At 65.4% G+C, this 18,669-nt stretch carries 17 protein-coding genes; 14 read left to right on the top strand and 3 right to left on the bottom strand.

From position 1 onward, the window contains the following. Positions 1 to 10 precede the first annotated feature (10 nt). The gene (locus EJ069_RS10875; RefSeq protein WP_126061278.1) at positions 11 to 904 is read left to right on the top strand and encodes an EamA family transporter; all 894 of its coding nucleotides are present in this window, start codon (positions 11 to 13) and stop codon (positions 902 to 904) included. 229 nt (positions 905 to 1,133) lie between these two features. On the opposite strand, the gene mutL is transcribed toward EJ069_RS10875, so the two are convergent. Together mutL and EJ069_RS10865 are read right to left on the bottom strand one after the other, a co-directional pair. Next, a complete protein-coding gene (gene mutL, locus EJ069_RS10870; RefSeq protein WP_126061277.1) occupies positions 1,134 to 3,023 on the bottom strand; it encodes a DNA mismatch repair endonuclease MutL in 1,890 nt (629 codons plus the stop codon). Positions 3,024 to 3,283: 260 nt separating this feature from the next. Beyond that, positions 3,284 to 4,186, bottom strand: a complete 903-nt coding sequence (locus EJ069_RS10865) for a LysR substrate-binding domain-containing protein (protein WP_126061276.1) — start codon at positions 4,184 to 4,186, stop codon at positions 3,284 to 3,286. A gap of 90 nt (positions 4,187 to 4,276) precedes the next feature. Between EJ069_RS10865 and EJ069_RS10860 the strand changes: the two genes are divergently transcribed. The 5 genes from EJ069_RS10860 to EJ069_RS10840 all read left to right on the top strand — a co-directional run bounded on the left by EJ069_RS10860 (position 4,277) and on the right by EJ069_RS10840 (position 9,676). Next, positions 4,277 to 5,827, top strand: coding sequence for a trimethylamine methyltransferase family protein (locus tag EJ069_RS10860; protein WP_126061275.1), 1,551 nt, complete (start codon positions 4,277 to 4,279; stop codon positions 5,825 to 5,827). Positions 5,828 to 5,948: 121 nt separating this feature from the next. After that, positions 5,949 to 7,598, top strand: coding sequence for an ABC transporter substrate-binding protein (locus tag EJ069_RS10855; RefSeq protein ID WP_126061274.1), 1,650 nt, complete (start codon positions 5,949 to 5,951; stop codon positions 7,596 to 7,598). Between the two features lie 111 nt (positions 7,599 to 7,709). Continuing rightward, positions 7,710 to 8,183: a DUF3828 domain-containing protein gene (locus EJ069_RS10850; protein ID WP_126061273.1), complete on the top strand. Its 474-nt coding sequence runs from the start codon at positions 7,710 to 7,712 to the stop codon at positions 8,181 to 8,183. Positions 8,184 to 8,187: 4 nt separating this feature from the next. Continuing rightward, complete coding sequence (locus tag EJ069_RS10845; RefSeq protein WP_126061272.1) at positions 8,188 to 8,784, top strand: hypothetical protein; 597 nt, start codon at positions 8,188 to 8,190, stop codon at positions 8,782 to 8,784. A 22-nt stretch (positions 8,785 to 8,806) separates the two neighbouring features. Further along, positions 8,807 to 9,676: an alpha/beta fold hydrolase gene (locus tag EJ069_RS10840; RefSeq protein WP_126061271.1), complete on the top strand. Its 870-nt coding sequence runs from the start codon at positions 8,807 to 8,809 to the stop codon at positions 9,674 to 9,676. A gap of 4 nt (positions 9,677 to 9,680) precedes the next feature. On the opposite strand, the gene queF is transcribed toward EJ069_RS10840, so the two are convergent. Next, entirely contained in the window at positions 9,681 to 10,142 is a 462-nt protein-coding gene (queF, locus tag EJ069_RS10835; RefSeq protein ID WP_126061270.1) for a preQ(1) synthase, read from the bottom strand. 138 nt (positions 10,143 to 10,280) lie between these two features. On the opposite strand from queF, the gene EJ069_RS10830 reads away from it, so the two are divergent. The 8 genes from EJ069_RS10830 (at position 10,281) to EJ069_RS10795 (ending at position 18,664) form a co-directional block, all read left to right on the top strand. Next, the gene (locus EJ069_RS10830; protein WP_126061269.1) at positions 10,281 to 12,326 is read left to right on the top strand and encodes an NADH:flavin oxidoreductase; all 2,046 of its coding nucleotides are present in this window, start codon (positions 10,281 to 10,283) and stop codon (positions 12,324 to 12,326) included. Between the two features lie 169 nt (positions 12,327 to 12,495). Continuing rightward, positions 12,496 to 13,269 (top strand): glucose 1-dehydrogenase, encoded by a 774-nt coding sequence (locus EJ069_RS10825; protein WP_126061268.1) that lies wholly within the window; start codon positions 12,496 to 12,498, stop codon positions 13,267 to 13,269. A gap of 100 nt (positions 13,270 to 13,369) precedes the next feature. Further along, complete coding sequence (gene hisD, locus EJ069_RS10820) at positions 13,370 to 14,692, top strand: histidinol dehydrogenase (RefSeq protein ID WP_126061267.1); 1,323 nt, start codon at positions 13,370 to 13,372, stop codon at positions 14,690 to 14,692. Between the two features lie 12 nt (positions 14,693 to 14,704). Then, entirely contained in the window at positions 14,705 to 15,727 is a 1,023-nt protein-coding gene (locus EJ069_RS10815) for an alcohol dehydrogenase catalytic domain-containing protein (RefSeq protein ID WP_126061266.1), read from the top strand. A 31-nt stretch (positions 15,728 to 15,758) separates the two neighbouring features. Beyond that, the gene (hutC, locus tag EJ069_RS10810) at positions 15,759 to 16,490 is read left to right on the top strand and encodes a histidine utilization repressor (RefSeq protein WP_126061265.1); all 732 of its coding nucleotides are present in this window, start codon (positions 15,759 to 15,761) and stop codon (positions 16,488 to 16,490) included. A 17-nt stretch (positions 16,491 to 16,507) separates the two neighbouring features. Continuing rightward, complete coding sequence (locus tag EJ069_RS10805) at positions 16,508 to 16,783, top strand: hypothetical protein (protein ID WP_126061264.1); 276 nt, start codon at positions 16,508 to 16,510, stop codon at positions 16,781 to 16,783. Then, a complete protein-coding gene (locus EJ069_RS10800; protein WP_126064684.1) occupies positions 16,776 to 17,777 on the top strand; it encodes an ABC transporter substrate-binding protein in 1,002 nt (333 codons plus the stop codon). The genes EJ069_RS10805 and EJ069_RS10800 overlap by 8 nt, the downstream gene beginning before the upstream one ends. Positions 17,778 to 17,869: 92 nt before the next feature. After that, a complete protein-coding gene (locus EJ069_RS10795) occupies positions 17,870 to 18,664 on the top strand; it encodes an ABC transporter permease (protein WP_126064683.1) in 795 nt (264 codons plus the stop codon). Positions 18,665 to 18,669: the final 5 nt, after the last annotated feature.

The following is an 18,669-nucleotide window of genomic DNA, read 5'->3' as shown; positions in this document are numbered from 1 at the left end:
GGTTACGGCAATGAGCGCTTACACCGGCACGTTGAATGAGACACAGCGCATGGACGGCACCGCGGCCGTCGCGGTGGGTCTTACGGTGCTTGGCTGGGCTTCGGCGTTCCCGGCGATCCGGGCCGGCCTCGCCGCCTTCCAGCCGCTGGAGCTCGGCGCGCTGCGCTTTGCCATCGCGGCGGTCCCGGCCGCCATATTTCTCGCGGTCAAGCGCCCGGCGCTGCCCAGGATCGACGAGCTGTGGCGCTTCGCCTTTGGCGGCGCCATCTTCGTCGCGCTCTACACCGCCATGCTCAATTTCGGCGAGCTCACCGTCTCGGCGGGTGCGGCCGGCTTCATCATCAATGTCAGCCCGATCTTCACCGCAATCATGGCCATGGCCCTGCTCGGCGAGCGGTTCTCAGGCATCGCCTGGCTGGGCACGGTCATCTCCTTCGCCGGCATCGGCATCATCGCGGTGGCCGACGGGCACGGCCTGCATTTCAATACCGGCGCGCTGCTGGTGCTGGGCTCCGCGCTCTGCTCCGCTGTCAACACCATCGTCCAGAAGCCGCTCTTCGCCCGCCATCATCCGCTGACGATATCCGCCTCCAACATGGTGCTCGGTGCGCTCTGCCTGTCGCCATTCCTGCCGGAAGCGTTTTCGCAGGCGGCGGTCGCCGACACTGCCGGTCTCGGCGCGGTCATCTATCTCGGCATCGTGCCCTCGTTGATCGCCTATGCCGCCTGGGCGACCGCGCTGTCGCGCCTGCCTGCCGCCCGCGCCTCGAACTTCCTCTACCTGGTCTCGCCGACCTCCGCGCTGATCGGCTTCTTCTGGCTGGGCGAAGTGCCGTCGCTGCTCGGCATCCTCGGCGGTGCGCTGGCGCTGGGTGGCGTGATCGTGGTGAATTTGAAGCGGTAAATCAAATTATTGGAGCCGTTCTCAAGAAAAGAGCCGCTTCGAGCTGCTCTTTTCTTGCCCCCTCATCCGGCCGCTTCCCGGCCACCTTCTTCCCATGGGGAGAAGAGATTGGCGCCGGCGCCGACAATCTCCTCTCCCCACCGGGGTCCGAAGGACGGGCGAGACCCGTGGCTCGCCCCGGAATGGTCAGCCGAGCGCAGCGGAGGCTGGGTGAGGGGCCGTGGCGCACTCACCGCCTTCCAAACAGCCTTTCGATATCGGCGAGCTTGAGCTCGATATAGGTCGGGCGGCCATGGTTGCAGGTGCCGGAGCCGGGCGTCGCCTCCATCTGGCGCAGCAGCGCGTTCATCTCCTCGGCCTTGAGCAGCCGCCCCGAGCGGACGGAACCATGGCAGGCCATGGTCGCGGCGATCTTGTCCAACCGTTCCTTGAGCGTCTCGACGGTGTCGTTGTCGGCGATCTCGTCTGCAAGGTCGCGCACCAGCTGCTGCACATTGGTTTCGCCGAGCATCGACGGCGTCTCGCGCACCGCCACCGCGCCGGGGCCGAAGCGCTCCAGGCCGAGGCCGAATTTGGCCAGCGTCTCAGAGTGCATCGCCAGCCGCTCGGCGTCTTCTTCCGGCAGATCGACGATCTCGGGCAAAAGCAGCATCTGCGACGGCACCGGGCGCGAATGCAGCGCGTTCTTCAGCGCCTCGTAGACCAGCCGCTCATGCGCGGCATGCTGGTCAACGATGACCAGCGAATCCTTGGTCTGGGCGACGATGTAGTTCTCATGCACCTGCGCGCGCGCCGCGCCCAGCACCATGCCGAGCAGCGCTTCGGCCGGCTCGGCCATGCCGGCCCGCGCGTCGGCACTGGCGAGCGGGCCGGTGTCGAAGGCCGCCTGGTCGTTCTCGGCAAAACCATTGCGCTGATGGCTCGCCCCGCCATAGCCCATCTCGCCATTGCCCATGTCGAGCGGTCGCTGCGCCGAGCGCAGCGGGTCGAAGCCTCCGGAACCGGAGGCGTGATAGGCCGCCTCGTAGCTGCGATGGCCGCCGGTCGGGCCGGGATGCGAATAGGGCGTCGCCCCAGACCTGAAGGCCGCCATCATGCCGGCGGCACCCGTGGTCGCCGCGCGGATGCCGGCGCCGGCCAGCGCCTCGCGGATGGCGCCGACGATCAGCCCGCGCACCAGGCCCGGGTCGCGGAAGCGCACATCGGCCTTGGCCGGATGGACATTGACGTCGACCGTCAAGGGATCGAGCGACAGGAAGAGCACCGTCACCGCGTGCCGGTCGCGCGGCAAAACGTCGGCGAAGGCGCCGCGGACCGCGCCGGCGATCAGCTTGTCGCGCACTGGCCGCCCGTTGACATAGGCATATTGCTGCAGCGCGTTGGCACGCGTGTAGGACGGGATCGAGACGTGGCCGGCCAGATGCACGCCATCGCGCATGGCATCGATGGCAATCGCATTGTCCGGAAAATCCTTGCCCATCACCTGCGCGACGCGGGCGAGCCGGCCCTCCGGCGTGTCGTCCATCGCCGGCAGCTCCAAGGTGGTGCGGTCCGAGCCGGCCAGCGTGAAGCGGACGGCCGGGAAGGCGATGGCGATGCGCTTCACCACGTCGCTGGTGGCCGAGCTTTCGGCGCGCTCCCCCTTCATGAATTTGAGCCTGGCCGGCGTGGCGAAGAAGAGGTCGCGCACCTCGACCGTGGTGCCGCGATTGGCCGCCGCCGGCTTCACCGGTAAGACGCGCCCGCCGTCGATCCCGATCTCGGCGGCGCTGTCGCCTGACGCCGTGCGCGAGCGGATCGACAGTCGCGCCACCGAACCGATCGAAGGCAGCGCCTCGCCCCGGAAGCCGAGCGAGCGAATGTCGTGGATGTCATTGGAGAGCTTCGAGGTGCAGTGGCGCGCAATGGCCAGCGCGAGTTCCTGTTCGGGGATACCCGAGCCGTCATCGGTGACGCGGATGAGGTTCAGCCCGCCGCCGGCGGTGACGATCTCCACGCGCGACGCGCCGGCGTCGAGCGCGTTCTCGACAAGCTCCTTCACCACGCTCGCCGGACGCTCGATGACCTCGCCGGCGGCGATCTGGTTGATCATCGTTTCGGAAAGCTGTCGAATGGGCATGCGGCGATTATAGGCGGATTCGAACGGCGTGGGGGAGGGGAGAATGGCGCCAAATCTCCCCCCTCGAGGGGGAGATGTCGCCGAAGGCGACAGAGGGGGTCGTCTCGCGTCGAGCGCCGACGCCGCCTCTCGACGCGGAAGACCTCGGCGATCTACGCGAGACGACCCCTTCTGGCCTGCCGGCCATCTCCCCCTCGAGGGGGAGATCACGCTCTCGGCCGCGCCAACGCTGTTATGGGAGGCGCCTCGCGCTCCCAGATTCACGCCTGCGCCACCAGCCAATCCCTGACCTTGCGCGCATTGTCGGTTAGATCGCGGTTCTTCGGCCAGATGACATGGAAGCCGATGCCGGTCCTCATCACATGATCGGTCACCGGCACCAGCAGCCCTGAGGCCACAAGCCGCTCGACGAGATGGCGCCAGCCGAGCGAGATGCCTTGCCCTTCCATCACCGCCTGGATCACCAGCGCATAGTCGTTGATGCGCAGGCCTCGTTCGGCATTGCGCAGGCTGGTTCCGGCGGACGCGAACCATTCGTCCCAGGTCGGCGCCTCGCGATAGGGTTCTTCCAGATGGATCAGCCGGTGCGTTGCCAGTTCCTCGACCGTCTTCGGCTTGCCGAATCTGGCGAGATAGCTGGGGCCGGCGACCGGAAAGATTTCTTCGTCGGACAGCGACAGCGAATGATAGTCCGGCCAGTCGCGCGGAACGCCGCCGCGCACGCCGAGCGGAATGCCTTCGGCGATGATGTCGAGGTCGCGGTCGGCGGTCTGGATGCGCAGGTCGACGCCCGGCAATTCGTCGCGGAACTGCTGCAGGCGCGGCATCATCCAGAAGGAGCCGAAGGCGGTCGAGGCGGCCAAGGTCACATGACCGCCGGTCGCCTGCAGGCGAAGGTCCTCCGCGGACTTGCGGATATGCGAGAGGCCCAGCGAAACATCGGCATGGAAACGTTCGCCGGCTTCCGTCAGAAGCACCTGCCGGTGGCGCCGCTGGAAGAGCTTGGCGCCAAGCTGCTCCTCCAGCCCGCGCACCGCATAGGAGACGGCCGCCTGCGTCATGCCGAGCTCGCGCCCGGCGGCGGTGAAGCTGGACAGCCGGCCCGCGGCCTCGAAGACGATCAGGCTGCCGGCGGAGGGCAGAAGCTGGCGTAGGTTTCGCATAAGCGCAGCTTATACAAGAGATCAGGATTTTCCAGCATCACATCCATATTTCCTCTCGCTAACTTGGTCGGGCGGGAAGAAGGAGCCTCCATGAACGCACCGGCCGTTGAACTGACCGAACAGACCCACCGCCGCGGCGGCGGCCGGCTCGGCCGCAAGGCGCTGAGAAGCGCGCCGATCGCGTCCTTCCCCACCCTTGTGCGCAAAATCCCCGCCTATGAGATCGTGCCCGACGAGGCAGTGGAGCTGATCCATGAGGAATCGCTGAAGATCCTCGAGGAGGTGGGCTGCGAATTCCGCGACGACGGCGCGATCGAGCTCTGGAAGGCGGCCGGCGCCGATGTCAGGCAAACGCGTGTCCGCATCGACCGCGCGCTCCTGATGGAGCTGGTCTCGAAGGTCCCGCCGGAGTTCACGCTGCACGCGCGAAACCCCGAGAGGACAGTGCGCGTCGGCGGCAAGAATTCCATCTTCGTGCCGATGTATGGCGCGCCCTATGTCCGCGACCTCGACAACAAGCGCCGCTACGGCACGCTGGCCGACCTCAACAATTTCCACAAGATGGCCTACATGGCGCCGGCGCTGCATTCCTCGAGCTCGGTCATCTGCGAGCCGATGGAGATCGCGGTGCCGAAGCGGCACCTTCACATCATTCATTCGGCGCTGAAGCACTCCGACAAGCCGTTCATGGGCATCGTCACGTCCAAGGAGCGCGCCGAAGACACGATGGCGATGGCTGGCATCGTCTTCGGCGAGGAGTTCGTGCGCGACAACCCGGTGCTGGTTTCGATCACCAACTGCAATTCGCCGCTGGTGTGGGATGCCACCATGATCGACGCGATGCGGGTTTATGCCAGCCACAACCAGCCGCTGATCCTGGCCCCCTTCGCGCTGTGCGGCGCTTCGACCTCCGCCTCCGCCGTCGGCGCGGTGGCGCAGGTCAACGCCGAAGCGCTCGCCGGCGTGGCCTTGACCCAGCTCATCCGGCCCGGCTCGCCGCAGCTCTACGGTCAGTTCATGGTGACCGTCGACATGAAGACCGGCGCGCCGATGGGCGGCACCCCGGAGGCCGCCCAGATGATGTATCTGATGGGAGCGCTGGCCAGGAAATACAAGCTGCCCTGGCGCACCTCCGGCTTCCATGTCGGCTCGAAGCTCAACGACGCGCAGGCGGGTTACGAGGCGAACATGCTGATGCATGCCGCGATCCTTTCCGGCGCCAACTACATCTGGCATTCCGCCGGCTGGCTGGAAGCGGGGCTGACCTGCGGCTATTCGAAATTCGCCACCGACTGCGAGCAGCTCGTCGGCTGGTACAAATATGCCGGCGGTGTGTCCTTCGATGATTTCAAGGACGCGATGGCGGCGATCCGCGAGGTCGGCCCGCAAGGCCATTTCCTCGGCACGCAGCATACGCTCGAGCATTTCGAGAGCGCCTTCTTCATGCCCAACATCATGGACTTCAATTCCTTCGAGCAATGGAGCGCCGAGGGCGCGAAGGACCATGACACACGCGGCCTCGAGAAGGCGCGCGCCATGCTGGCCGACTACCAGGAGCCGAAGCTCGACGAGGGCATTGCCGAAGGTCTCAGGGATTTGATCGCGCGGCGCGAGGAAAAGCTGCCGGACAGCGTCAGTTGATGGAAGGCAGCGTCGGAACATGATCCCGAAAAGTGGGAACCGGTTTTCGGAAAAGATCATGCTCCAAAAAAGAGTTAAACCAACCGGGCGAAGACCCGACCAGATCAATGGGAGAACGAGAATGACACTTTTCAGAAGCAATGGTGACCGGGTCCCGGCCGCGATCGAGACGATGGCCGGGGAGGCGCGCGCGGGCCGTGTCGACCGGCGCGAATTCCTGGCGCTGGCCAGCGCCTTCGGCGCATCCACGGCTTTCGCCTATGGCATGCTCGGCCTTGCCGCGCCGACCAAGGCGCTGGCCGACGAGCCGAAGAAGGGCGGAACGCTGCATGTCGCGATGTCGGTCAAGGCGCAGAAGGACCCGCGCACCTATGACTGGACCGAGATGGCGAACGTCACCCGCACGTGGCTGGAGCCGCTGGTGCGCTACACCCACCAGTTCACCTTCGAGCCGGTTCTGCTCGAAAGCTGGGACGTCAATGACGACGCCACCGAATACACGCTGCATCTGCGCAAGGGCGTCGCCTGGAACAATGGCGATGCCTTCAACGCCGATGACGTTGTCGCCAATCTGAACCGCTGGTGCGACAAGGCGGCTTCCGGCAATTCCATGGCCGCCCGCGTCGGCGCGCTGATCGACACCAAGACCGGCAAGGCCAAGGATGGCGCCATCACCAAGGTCGACGACCACACGGTCAAGCTGAAGCTCGTCGAAGCCGATATCGCCATCATCCCGGGCCTCACCGACTATCCGGCGCTGGTCGTGCATCGCGACTTCGACAAGGACGGCGCCGATCCGATCAAGAAGCCGATCGGCACCGGAGCGTTCGAGCTGGTCTCCTACGATGTCGGCCAGAAAGCGGTCGTCAAGCGCCGCGAGAACGGCAGATGGTGGGGCGGCGAGGCGCCGCTCGACGGGGTGGAGTTCATAGACTACGGCACCGATTTCAACGCCACGCTCAATGCCTTCGATTCCGGCGAGGTCGACCTCGATTTCGAAACACCGGCCGACTACATCGACCCGCTGGACAAGATGGGCCTGGTGAAGTCGGAGGTCGCGACCGCGACCACGCTCGTTGCCCGCACCAACGTCACCCACAAGCCCTATGACGACAAGCGGGTGCGCAACGCGCTGCAGATGGCGGTCGACAACAACCAGGTGATGCAGCTTGGCTATAATGGCCGCGGCACGGTCGGCGAGAACCATCACGTCGCCCCGATCCATCCCGAATACTACCCGCTGCCCAAGAAGGAGCGCGATGCCACCGGCGCCAAGAAGCTGATGGCCGAAGCTGGCCAGGCCGACTTCGAGCATGAGCTAATCACCGTCGAGGACGAGTGGCAGAAGAACACCGGCGATGCCATTGCCGGCCAGCTGCGCGATGCCGGCATCAAGGTGAAGCGCACCGTGTTGCCCGGCTCCACCTTCTGGAACGACTGGACGAAATATCCCTATTCCATGACCATCTGGTACATGCGCCCGCTCGGCGTCCAGGTTCTGGCGCTGGGCTACCGCACCGGCGAGGCCTGGAACGAGACGGCCTACTCCAATCCGGAGTTCGACGCCAAGCTCAAGGAGGCGCTGTCGCAGATCGACGTCGCCAAGCGCAAGGAGGTGATGAAGGACGTCGAGACGATCCTGCAGGACTCCGGCGTCATCATCCAGCCCTTCTGGCAGAAGCTCTACTGCCACATGAACAAGAAGGTGAAGAACTACTCGATGCACCAGACATACGAGATGGACTTCCAGAACGTCTGGCTGGATGCCTGAGCGCGCCCGGGCTTCATGAGCCGCAAAGACTTCATGAGCCGCAAAAAAGGCGATATGCAGGAGGCGTGGTGGCAAGCGTGCCGCCACGCCGCCGAACCCCGGAGATCCTGCATGAAGCCGATAGTGCTTGCCGCTGTCTTCTCGATTGCCTTGCCCGCCGCCGTGCTTGCCGGGCCGGCCTCCAACGCCGTGAAGTTCTTCTACGTGCCTTCGGTGAAGTTCGAGGGAGACGCCAAATACCGCGACCGTTTCACCGAGCCGGTCACCAAGCTGTTCGAAGCCAACGACAAGGCGCAAAAGGAGAAGCCCGACGAGGTGTCCTGCCTCGACTTCGACCCAGGCCTCGACGCGCAGGATTTCGATCAGAAGACCCTGTCGAAGACGCTGAAGCTCACCGAGACCGTCAATGGCGACACCGCCGAAGTGACGGCCAACTTCAATCTTTTCCCGGAAGGCGATGACTCCAAACGCGAAATGGTGTGGTCGCTGAAGAAAGTGGACGGCAAGTGGAAGATCGCCGATATCAGTTCCAAAACCAGCGACTGGAAGCTCAGCGCGCTGGGATGCGGCGCCTCGACGGAGTGACGCCGTGCCTCGGCGCTTTGTCCTCGCGCTGGCGAGCTTGTCGATGCTGGCCGCGGGGCTGAGCGGCGTCGCCTCTGCGCAGGGGCTCTTCAGCGCGCCGCCGCCGAAAGCCTCATCCGGCGACAACACCTCGCCGCCTGCGGCCGACACGTCGCCGCCCGCAGCCGCTGCGCCGGACAGCAAGCCGGCCGAACCGGCGCCCGTGGCCCCTGTTCTGCCCGGATCGCCGACCGCGGTGGTGAAGCCCTTCTACGAGCATCTCGGGCTGGAGCTCGATCCTGCGCAGCGCAAGAACTTCACCGATCCGGCGAAAACCGTGCTCGACAAGAGCGATGCGCTGCGCGCCTCGGGGCAGGGGGAATGCCTCGACCCCAACATGGCCCTCGACAATGCCGACTATGACAAACTGGCCATCGACCGGAGTCTGCGCACCATCGAAGCCGTCAATGGCGACGAGGCCAAGGTGGTCGTCGCCTTCGTCGTCGAGGGCCACCAGCACCGCCTGGAATGGAAGCTGAAGAAGGTCGGCGGCGCCTGGAAGGTCTCCGATCTCCTGTCGGTCACCGGCGAATGGGCGCTGAGCCAGTATCAGTGCGAATGATGGTGACAGGGCAGATCGACGGATGAAACGGCGCGCTCTGCTTGCTACCGCCATTGTGGGACTTTTCGCCACTGCCGGCGTCGTCGACTGGGCGGTCGGAACGACGCTGATCGCGCGAGAGCCTCGTCAAAGTCTGATGGCACCGAGCGATTTGCCAGTCGAACGCGTGGTGCTCGAACAAACTGGTGCGCCAGAGCTTGTCGGTTGGGCGGCCGAGCGCAAGGGCAGTTGCGGCGCGATCGTCCTGTTGCATGGGCGGGGCGCCAATCGATTGGCAACGGTGCAAAGGGCGAAAATGCTGTTCGACGCCGGCTATTCCGTGGTCCTCTTCGACCTGTCGGGTCACGGCGAGAGCGGCGGTACCGTTCAGGGCTTCGGCTACAGTGAGGGGCAAGACGCCGCCCGAATCCTGGCCTATGCGAGGCAGCGCTTTCTCGGTCAGAAAATCGGCGCGCTCGGCTCGTCGCTGGGTGCCGCGTCGTTTGTCTTTGCGACGCCGCAGGCACTGGCCGACGCCTATGTGCTCGAACAGCTCTACGCGACCTTGCGCGAGACGACGGCCCGGCGCATGCCGTTCTATGCCTTGCGCAGCTTGCAGGCCGATATCTTGCTGGCACAAATGTCGGTGCGCCTTGGCTTCGGCGCCGACGACGTCAGGCCTGTGGACCGCATCGGCAAGATCGGCAAACCGCTGATGCTGCTGGCAGGCGGTTCCGATCCGTTCATCGATCGCGGCCAGATGGCGGCCTTGCATAACGCGGCGCCCGCGTCGGAGCTCGTCTGGTTCGAAGGCGCCGGTCACGTCGACCTCTTGCGCTACGATGAGTCTCGTTACCGCAAGGCGGTTCTGCCTTTCCTGTCAAAGAACATTTGCCAGGCCAGCCATGTCTGAGCGCTCACCCTCTCCCACGATAGGGCGCCACGCCGGTATCGGGCAGCCATACGTCCTCGGGCGGAGCGCCGGTCTGCCAGAAGACATCGATCGGGATGCCGCCGCGCGGGAACCAGTAGCCGCCGACGCGCAGCCAGAGCGGCTTGGTCGCTTCGACGATGCGGCGGCCGATCATCACCGTGCATTCCTCATGGAAGGCGCCGTGGTTGCGGAACGAGGTCATGAACAGCTTCAGCGACTTCGATTCCACCAGCGTCCGGTCGGGTGCGTAGTCGATGACGATGTGGGCGAAATCCGGCTGGCCGGTGACCGGGCAGAGCGAGGTGAATTCGGGGCAGGTGAAGCGCACGATCGCCGGTGGGCCATCTCCGCGCTGGAACGGCACGGTCTCCAGGACCGCCTGTTCGGGGCTCTGTGGCGTCTCGACGTGCTTGCCGAGCTGGGTGAGATTCTTGGCGTCGGTCATCAATGGCTCCTTGCCGCCGGTCCGAACCGCAGTTCGAAGGTGGCGGGCGTAAACGAAGAACGAAGAAGGCACCGCAATTCTTTCGGGCGCGGCACATTTGGCGCGCTCATTAGCACAATTTGAAACGGCAGGAAGACGATGACCAGCAACGACCCGCTTCTCCAACCCTACCAGCTCAAGCACCTGACGCTGAAGAACCGGGTGATGTCGACCAGCCATGAGCCGGCCTATTCCGAGGACGGCATGCCGAAGGAGCGCTACCGGCTCTACCATGCCGAGAAGGCCAAGGGCGGCATGGCGCTCACAATGACGGCTGGCTCGGCGATCGTCTCGCGCGACAGCCCGGCCGCCTTCGGCAATTTGCATGTCTATGACGACCGCATCGTGCCCTGGCTCGCCGAACTGGCGGATGCCTGCCATGAGCATGACTGCAAGGTGATGATCCAGATCACCCATCTCGGTCGCCGCACCGGCTGGAACAAGGCCGACTGGCTGCCGGTGCTGTCGGCTTCGCCGGTGCGCGAGCCGGCGCATCGCGCCTTTCCCAAGACCATCGAGGAATGGGACATCGAGCGCATCGTCGCCGACTACGCCGCGGCCGCGCAGCGCTGCCAGGCGGCCGGCCTCGACGGCATCGAGTTCGAATCCTACGGCCATCTGATGGACGGCTTCTGGTCGCCGCTCACCAACCATCGCGACGATGAGTTCGGCGGCTCGCTCGACAATCGGTTGCGCTTCACCGACATGGTGCTCGACGCCGTGCGTGCCGCGGTCGGTAAAGAATTCATCGTCGGCATTCGCATGGTTGCCGACGAGGATCTCGAAAACGGCATCTCGAAGGAAGTCGGCGTCGAGATCGCCAGGCGGCTTGCCAATTCCGGCAAGGTCGATTTCCTCAACATCATCCGCGGCACGATCGAGACGGACGCGTCGCTGACCAAGGTGATCCCGGTGACCGGCATGCGCTCCTCGCCGCATCTGGATTTCGCCGGCGAGGTGAGGGCGGCGACCAAGTTCCCGACCTTCCATGCCGCGCGCATTTCCGACGTCGCCACGGCGCGCCACGCCATCGCCACCGGCAAGCTCGACATGGTCGGCATGACGCGCGCCCATATCGCCGATCCGCATATCGTCAAGAAGGTGATGGAAGGCCGCGAGCATGAGATCCGGCCTTGCGTCGGCGCCACCTATTGCCTCGACCGCATCTATGAGGGCGGCGAGGCGCTGTGCGTCCACAACGCCGCAACCGGCCGCGAGGCGACCGTTCCGCACATCATCGCCAAGAGCGAAGGACCGAAGAAGAAGGTCGTGGTCGTAGGCGCCGGCGCGGGTGGCCTGGAAGCCGCGCGCGTCGCGGCCGAACGCGGTCACCAGGTGACGGTGCTCGAAGCCTCCAGCCAGGCGGGCGGCCAGGTGAGGCTCGCCACCCAGAACCCGCGCCGCAAGGAACTGATCGGCATCATCGACTGGCGGCTGGCCGAGCTTGACCGCCTCGGTGTCGAGATCCGCTACGACACCTGGGCCGAGAGGGACGATGTGCTGGCGCTGGCGCCGGACGTGGTGATCGTGGCGACCGGCGGCATGCCGCAGAACCCGCCGCTGAACGCCGGCGACAATCTCGTCACCTCGAGCTGGGACATCATGGCAGGCTCCGTCAAGCCGGCCGAGAATGTCCTGCTCTATGATGACAATGGCGGCCATCAGGGCATGGGCGCGGCCGAGCTCATCGCCAACAGCGGCTCGAAGCTGGAGCTGGTCTCGCCGGAGCGCTTCTTCGCGCCGGAAATGGGCGGCATGAACCACGTGCCCTATATGCGCGCCTTCCACGAGAAAGGCGTCACCGTCACCATCAACACCCGCCTGCGTTCGGTGCGGCGCGAGGGCAACCAGCTCGTCGCCGAGCTCGCGTCGGACTTCGCCGACGGTTGGCGCGGCGAAAGGCGCGTCGACCAGGTGGTGGTCGAGCACGGCACGGCGCCGCTCGACGACCTCTACCTTGCGCTCAAACCGCTGTCGAAGAATGGCGGCGCGGTCGACTATGAGCGGCTGGTGAAAGGCGGCGACATCTTCCCATCGCGCAATGCCGACGGCGGCTTCGTGCTGTTCCGCATCGGCGACGCGGTCGCCTCGCGCAACATCCACGCCGCCATCTATGACGGCATCCGGTTCGGGATCAGGATCTGAGGGACAGGTCGCCGCGCGAAATCGCAGCGGCAGGGAATGCCGTACGGCTTGCGGTATCGGTTGCGGGTAGCGCGTGGCTCCCAAAGTCATTGTATATGCTTGTATGTATAACCAAGGATCGGTTAGTCTCGCGGGCGAGGGCAGGCCGGCAAGGCCAAGGAGGATCGATATGCGCAATGCTTCCCTCTTCGACCTGTCGGGCAGGAAGGCGCTCGTCACCGGCGCCAGCCGCGGCATCGGGCGCGGCATCGCCGAGGCGCTGAGCGCTGCCGGCGCCGCTGTCGCCGTCACGGCGCGCAGCCTTGCTTCGCTGCAGGAGACAACGGCGGCGATCCGGGCCGCCGGTGGCGTTGCGCATGCCATTGCCCTGGATGTCACCGACGTCGCCCGCTGCCGCGCCGCGACCGCCGAGGCAGCCAACCTGCTTGGCGGCCTCGACATCCTAGTCAACAATGCCGGCATGGAAGAGGTCAGGCCTTCGCTCGATGTCGACGAAGCGCTCTGGGACAGGATTGTCGACACCAATCTCAAGGGCGCCTTCTTCTGCGCCCAGGCCGCCGCCCGCCACATGCGCGATGCCGGACGGCCTGGCGCCATCATCAATTTGTGCTCGCTGACCTCCGAGGTCGGCATACCCACGGCCGTGCCCTACGGTTCGTCGAAGTCGGGCCTGCTCGGCATGACGCGGGCGCTGTCGGCGGAATGGGCGGGTCTCGGGATCAGGGTCAATGCGATTGCGCCCGGCTATTTCAGGACGGCGATGACCGAGGTGTTCTACGCCGACGCGGCGTGGCAGCAATCGATGCTCGCCAAGATCCCGCAGCATCGTTTCGGCGACCTTTCGGATCTGCACGGCATTGCGGTCTTCCTGGCCTCGGACGCCTCGGCCTACATCACCGGGCAGTGCTTTCCGGTGGATGGGGGCTTTCTTGCCTCCATCTGATGCGGTTTGCCGTGGCCGGTCCGCCCGGAGGATGCAGAAAAATGCTGGCGAGCATTATACATACATGTATATACTTTTCCCGCCTTTCTGAGGAGCAGCCATGTCCGAGATCAGCTTCCACGACCTCTCATCCGCCAGCGCCGAACAGCGGGCGAGCCTGCTGAAGCGCGCCGAAGCCGACCTCTCGGTCTTCGTCGAGAAGGTCCGTCCGATCCTCGAGGCGGTCAGGACCGAAGGCGACGCGGCCCTGCTCCGCTTCGTCAGGGATCTGGACAAGGCCGATGTGGCCGCGGGCAGTCTGAAGGTCTCGGAAGCGGAGTTCGACGCGGCCTTCGGCAAGGTCGACAAGGATGTCATCGACAGCATCCGCTTCGGCATCACAAACATCAGGCATTTTCACGAGGAGCAGCGTCCCGAGACGATGTGGCTCAAGGAAGTCCGCCCCGGCGCCTATGCCGGCGACCGCTACACGCCGATCGGCTCGGTCGCGCTCTACGTCCCGCGCGGCAAGGGCGCCTTCCCGTCGGTGACCATGATGACCTCGGTTCCGGCCGTCATCGCCGGCGTGCCGCAGATCGCCATCGTGACGCCGCCGACCGCGGACGGTTCCGTCGATGCCGCGACCCTGGTCGCCGCTCGGTTCGCCGGGGTCGAGACCGTCTACAAATGCGGCGGCGCGCATGCGGTCGCGGCCGTCGCCTACGGCACCGAGACGGTGAAGCCCGCGCTCAAGATCGTCGGCCCGGGCAGCCCTTGGGTGGTTGCGGCCAAGAGCCTGCTGTCCTCGATCATCGACACCGGCCTTCCGGCCGGCCCGTCGGAAGCGATCATCTTCGCCGACGACAGCGTCGACGGCGGCCTCGCTGCGCTCGACCTTCTGATCGAGGCTGAGCACGGACCGGACTCTTCCGCCTATCTCGTGACGCACAGCCGCAAGGTCGCCGACGCGGCCCTGGCAGCACTTCCCGACCATTGGTCCCGTATGACCGAGCAGCGGGTCGAGTTCTCGCGCGCGGTGCTCACCGGCAAGCGCGGCGGCATCGTGCTGACCGCGTCACTGGAGGACAGCTACCGCTTCATCAACGACTATGCGCCCGAGCACCTCGAAATCCTGTCCAGGGAGCCGTTCGCGCATCTCGGCCACATCACCGAGGCCGCCGAGATCCTCATGGGCCCGCACACGCCGGTGACGCTCGCCAATTTCGTCCTCGGGCCGAATGCGGTGCTGCCGACCAGCCGCTGGGCGCGCACTTACGGGCCGCTTTCAGTGACGGATTTCCTGAAACGTTCGTCGGTCGGTTATGTGACCTCGGCCGCCTATCCGGAGCTTGCCGGCCATGCCCGCAGGCTTGCCCGCTATGAGGGGTTCAGCTCGCATGAGAACGCGGTCTCGGAAATCCGCGACCGCTATCTCGGCGCCTGACGGGCCGGCGCGATGAAGGCCGCCAGACTCCATGGACCAGGCGACCTGCGCGTCGAGGACATCGCCGCGCCGGGGGCTCCCGAGGCGGGCTGGGTGAAGCTCAATGTCGACGCCGCCGGCATCTGCGGCTCCGACCTCCACAATTTCCGCACTGGACAATGGATAAGCCGCGCGCCGTCGACGGCCGGCCACGAATTGACAGGCACGGTGGTCGCGGTCGGCGAGGGCGTCGGCACCGTCGCCGTGGGTGACCGGGTGGTCGCCGATTCCCGCTTCTGGTGCGGGGAATGCGCGCAATGCCGCGCGGGCAGGCGGCATCTGTGCGCCTCGCTGGGCTTCGTCGGCGAAATATGCGACGGCGGCTTTGCCGAGGAGACGGTGCTGCCGGCGCGCCTGCTGCATCTCATCGACGCCGCGCTGGATGAAAGAGTGGCGGCCATGGCCGAGCCGCTCGCCGTCGCGCTGCATGCTGTGCGGCGCCTGCCGAAGACCGCGGGTTCGGTGCTTGTCGTCGGCTGCGGCACCATCGGCGGCCTGGCGGCGCTGCTGTTGTCGCGGACGTTCTCGGGCAGGGTGCTGATCGCCGATCGCAACAAGGCTCGGTGCGAGCGCGTTGCCCGGGTGACCGGCGCCACCATCGTCGATCTCGACCGCGAGGCCATTGCCGAAGCCACCGCCGATGCGCCTCTGCTTGCGGCCGTCGAGGCCACCGGCAGCATCGCCGCGCTCAACCAGCTGCTGGGTGTTCTGGGTTCCGGCGCCACCGTGGCGCTGGTCGGCATTTTCCACGGCCGCCTCGACATAGACCCCAACATGCTGGTCGAACGCGAGATCGGTCTGCTGGGCTGCCATGCCTTTGCCGATGAGCTGCCCGACGCCATCGGGATGCTGGCGGAGCTGTCCGGACCACTGATCAGCCTGATCGATCGCGAGATCGGCCTGGACGATATTCCTGCCGCTTATGAGCGTCTTTTGGCGGGGCAGGGCGACGGCTTGAAAACCATCATCCGGCTGCGGCAGCCTGCCGGCACCTGATTTCCGATGTTCGCCGGAAAGGACTTTTGAAATGAGTGCTTTGCCCGATACGGCCAGCCCCCTCTACGAGAAGGTCAAGGACTACATCCTGACCAACATCGGAACCGGCAAGTGGACCAAGGACAGCAAGCTGCCGTCCGAGAATGAATTCGTGGCCGCGCTCGGCGTGTCGCGCATGACCGTCCACCGCGCCTTGAGGGAATTGACATCGGCCGGCTTCCTGATCCGGTTGCAGGGCGTGGGGACATTCATCGCGCCGCCAAAGCCACAATCGACGCTGATCGAGATTAACAACATCGCGGCCGAGATCGTCGCGCGCGGCAACAGGCATCGCTCCGAGGTTCTCGTCCTCGAAAGGATCATGCCGACCAAGGATCTCTCGCTGTCCTTCGAATTCGCCAAGCGCGCGGCGATCTATCATTCGGTGGTGGTCAATTTCGAGAACGACCTGCCCGTGCAACTGGAAGAGCGGTTCGTCAATCCGAGCCTGATACCCGACTATGACAAGCAGGATTTCTCGAAGACGGCGACCTATGATTACCTGATGCAGAAGACGCCGGTGACCGAGGTCGAACACATCATTTCCGCGGTCCCGGCCGATGCCGAGACGGCGCGGCGCCTCGCCATCGACGTCGGCAGTTGCTGCCTTCTCCTGCATCGCCGGACATGGACGGGTGCGGTCGTCGCCACCATCAGCAAGCTGACCTATGTCGGCAGCCGCTACTCGCTCGGCAGCCGCTATTCTCCGTCGCGCAAGACGTGAGGCGGGTCGAATTGTTCATGCCTCCGGTGCCGGTCATGACCGGGCAGGGATCGGCCCGCCCAAATGCTAACAAGAGCACGGAAATCAGCCTCTCCAGCTTGTATATGCATGTATGTATTTTAGCCTTGACATCCATCATCGTCGACGTTGAATATCGTTTCACTTCCGTCGTCGTGGCAGGTAAGACGCCGAGGCACAGTGCCGCAAGAAGCAGAAGCCGCATTCTCACCGGACGGGAAGTTTGGTTCAAAAAAGCGCTCTGGATCATCAAGGGGAACAAAGATGATGCGTAACCTCACAGGACAATTCCGTGCGCTCGTGGTAGCGGCGACCCTCGGCTTCGCCCCACTCGCCCACGCCGCCGATACGGCCATTCCCGCGACGCCCGAGGCCGGATCGTTCAAGATCGGCATCGAGCCGTGGCTGGGCTACGGCCAGTGGCATGTCGCCGAAGCCAAGGGCCTGTTCAAGGCGAGCGGTCTGTCGGACGTCCAGATCGTCAACTTCAGCGAGGACAAGGACATCAACGCCGCCCTGGCGAGCGGCCAGCTCGATGCGGCGAACATCGCCACCCACACCGCCATGGGCATGGTCGCGGCCGGCCTGCCGGTCAAGATCGTGCTGCTGCTCGACGTCTCGATGACGGCCGACGCCATGATCGCCGGCAAGGACGTCAACTCTGTCGCCGATCTCAAGGGCAAGCAGGTCGCCTTCGAGGAAGGCACGACCAGCGACATCCTGCTGAAATACGCGCTGGCCAAGAGCGGCATGTCGATCGCCGACGTCCAGCCGGTGCCGATGCCGGCCGCGGATGCGGGCAGCGCGCTGATCGCCGGCCGCGTCCCGGTCGCTGTCACTTATGAGCCCTATCTCACCACCGCCAGGGCACAGAACAAGGACGTCAAGCTTCTGTTCACCGCCGGCGAGGATCCCGGCCTGATCAGCGACGTGCTGGTGGTGCGCGACGAGGTGATCAAGTCGCGGCCCGGCCAGGTGCTGGCCATGATCAAGGCCTGGGATGCGGCGCTCAAGGACTACAATGCCGACACGCCCGGCGGCCGCGCCATCATCTCCAAGGCGGTCGGCTCGAGCGTCGAGGACCTCAACACCGCCTTCGACGGCGTGCGCTACTATTCGCTTGCCGAGAACAAGAGCGCGCTGACAGGCGATTTTTCCACCAAGACATTCGCTGATGTCGAGGCCGCCGCCAGGAATGCCGGGCTGCTTCAGGCCGACGTGACGCCGGAGCAGATGATCGACCCGGCCTTCGTCAAGGCCGCGCAGTAGACCGGGCCGTGGCGGTCGCCGAGATGCCCGACGAGCCTGTCGGCAAAGCGAGCGCGCCTGGCCCGGCGACGGGACCTACCGCCAGGCAGGCGATGCGCCGTCGCCGCTCCTCCGGGATCGGCGCGCCCATCGCGCGCGCCCGTTTTCTGATCATCGCCGTGGCCGTCTTTGCGGGTCTTGGCCTCGCCTGGTGGGCGGCGACGGGGCTCGACCTGGTCAAGCCGATCTTCCTGCCGTCGCCCGCCAGCGTGGCGACGCAACTCGGCAAGCTCTGGGCCGACGGCACGCTGCTCACCGATCTCGAGGCCTCGATCTACCGTATTTCGGTCGGCTTTCTCATCGCCTCGGTGCTCGCCATTCCGATCGGCGTGCTGATCGGCAGCTTCCGGACCTGGGAAGCGGCCATCGAGCCGCTGGTCGATTTCATCCGCTATATGCCGGTGGTCGCCTTCGTGCCGCTCTCCATCCTGTGGGCGGGGACGAGCGACGTCCAGAAATTCCTGATCATCTTCATCGGCACCTTCTTCCAGCAGGTGCTGATGATCATGGACAACGTCAAGCGCGTGCCGGCCGACTTCGTCGGTCTCGGCCGGACGCTCGGCCTGCCGGACCGCAAGATCCTGACGCGCATCGTGGTGCCAAGCGCCTTGCCGGGCATCTGGGATACGCTGCGCATCAGCCTGGGCTGGGCCTGGACGTGGCTTGTGCTGGCCGAACTCGTCGCCGCGACATCCGGCCTCGGCTATCGCATCACCGTCTCGCAGCGCTATTTTCAGACCAACACCATCATCGGCTACATCCTTCTGCTCGGCATCCTCGGCCTGATCACCGATCAGGTCATGAAGGCGCTGGGCAAGGTGCTGTTCCGCCAGGACAGCCGTTCATGACGAGG

Source organism: Mesorhizobium sp. M2A.F.Ca.ET.043.05.1.1 (assembly GCF_003952445.1).
Lineage (GTDB): Bacteria > Pseudomonadota > Alphaproteobacteria > Rhizobiales > Rhizobiaceae > Mesorhizobium.
The sequence above is the reverse complement of the archived record's forward strand: the minus strand, read 5'-3'. Positions and strand labels throughout refer to the sequence as shown.

Excerpts from the sequence above, each read along its gene's own strand:
- EJ069_RS10800 (WP_126064684.1), top strand. The coding sequence starts at position 16,776 with ATGCGTAACCTCACAGGACAATTCCGTGCGCTCGTGGTAGCGGCGACC.
- EJ069_RS10865 (WP_126061276.1), bottom strand. The coding sequence starts at position 4,186 with ATGCGAAACCTACGCCAGCTTCTGCCCTCCGCCGGCAGCCTGATCGTC.
- EJ069_RS10875 (WP_126061278.1), top strand. The coding sequence starts at position 11 with ATGAGCGCTTACACCGGCACGTTGAATGAGACACAGCGCATGGACGGC.
- EJ069_RS10805 (WP_126061264.1), top strand. The coding sequence starts at position 16,508 with ATGCCTCCGGTGCCGGTCATGACCGGGCAGGGATCGGCCCGCCCAAAT.
- EJ069_RS10795 (WP_126064683.1), top strand. The coding sequence starts at position 17,870 with ATGCGCCGTCGCCGCTCCTCCGGGATCGGCGCGCCCATCGCGCGCGCC.
- hisD (WP_126061267.1), top strand. The coding sequence starts at position 13,370 with ATGTCCGAGATCAGCTTCCACGACCTCTCATCCGCCAGCGCCGAACAG.
- EJ069_RS10840 (WP_126061271.1), top strand. The coding sequence starts at position 8,807 with ATGAAACGGCGCGCTCTGCTTGCTACCGCCATTGTGGGACTTTTCGCC.
- EJ069_RS10860 (WP_126061275.1), top strand. The coding sequence starts at position 4,277 with ATGAACGCACCGGCCGTTGAACTGACCGAACAGACCCACCGCCGCGGC.
- EJ069_RS10830 (WP_126061269.1), top strand. The coding sequence starts at position 10,281 with ATGACCAGCAACGACCCGCTTCTCCAACCCTACCAGCTCAAGCACCTG.
- mutL (WP_126061277.1), bottom strand. The coding sequence starts at position 3,023 with ATGCCCATTCGACAGCTTTCCGAAACGATGATCAACCAGATCGCCGCC.
- EJ069_RS10815 (WP_126061266.1), top strand. The coding sequence starts at position 14,705 with ATGAAGGCCGCCAGACTCCATGGACCAGGCGACCTGCGCGTCGAGGAC.
- EJ069_RS10850 (WP_126061273.1), top strand. The coding sequence starts at position 7,710 with ATGAAGCCGATAGTGCTTGCCGCTGTCTTCTCGATTGCCTTGCCCGCC.
- EJ069_RS10855 (WP_126061274.1), top strand. The coding sequence starts at position 5,949 with ATGACACTTTTCAGAAGCAATGGTGACCGGGTCCCGGCCGCGATCGAG.
- hutC (WP_126061265.1), top strand. The coding sequence starts at position 15,759 with ATGAGTGCTTTGCCCGATACGGCCAGCCCCCTCTACGAGAAGGTCAAG.
- EJ069_RS10825 (WP_126061268.1), top strand. The coding sequence starts at position 12,496 with ATGCGCAATGCTTCCCTCTTCGACCTGTCGGGCAGGAAGGCGCTCGTC.
- queF (WP_126061270.1), bottom strand. The coding sequence starts at position 10,142 with ATGACCGACGCCAAGAATCTCACCCAGCTCGGCAAGCACGTCGAGACG.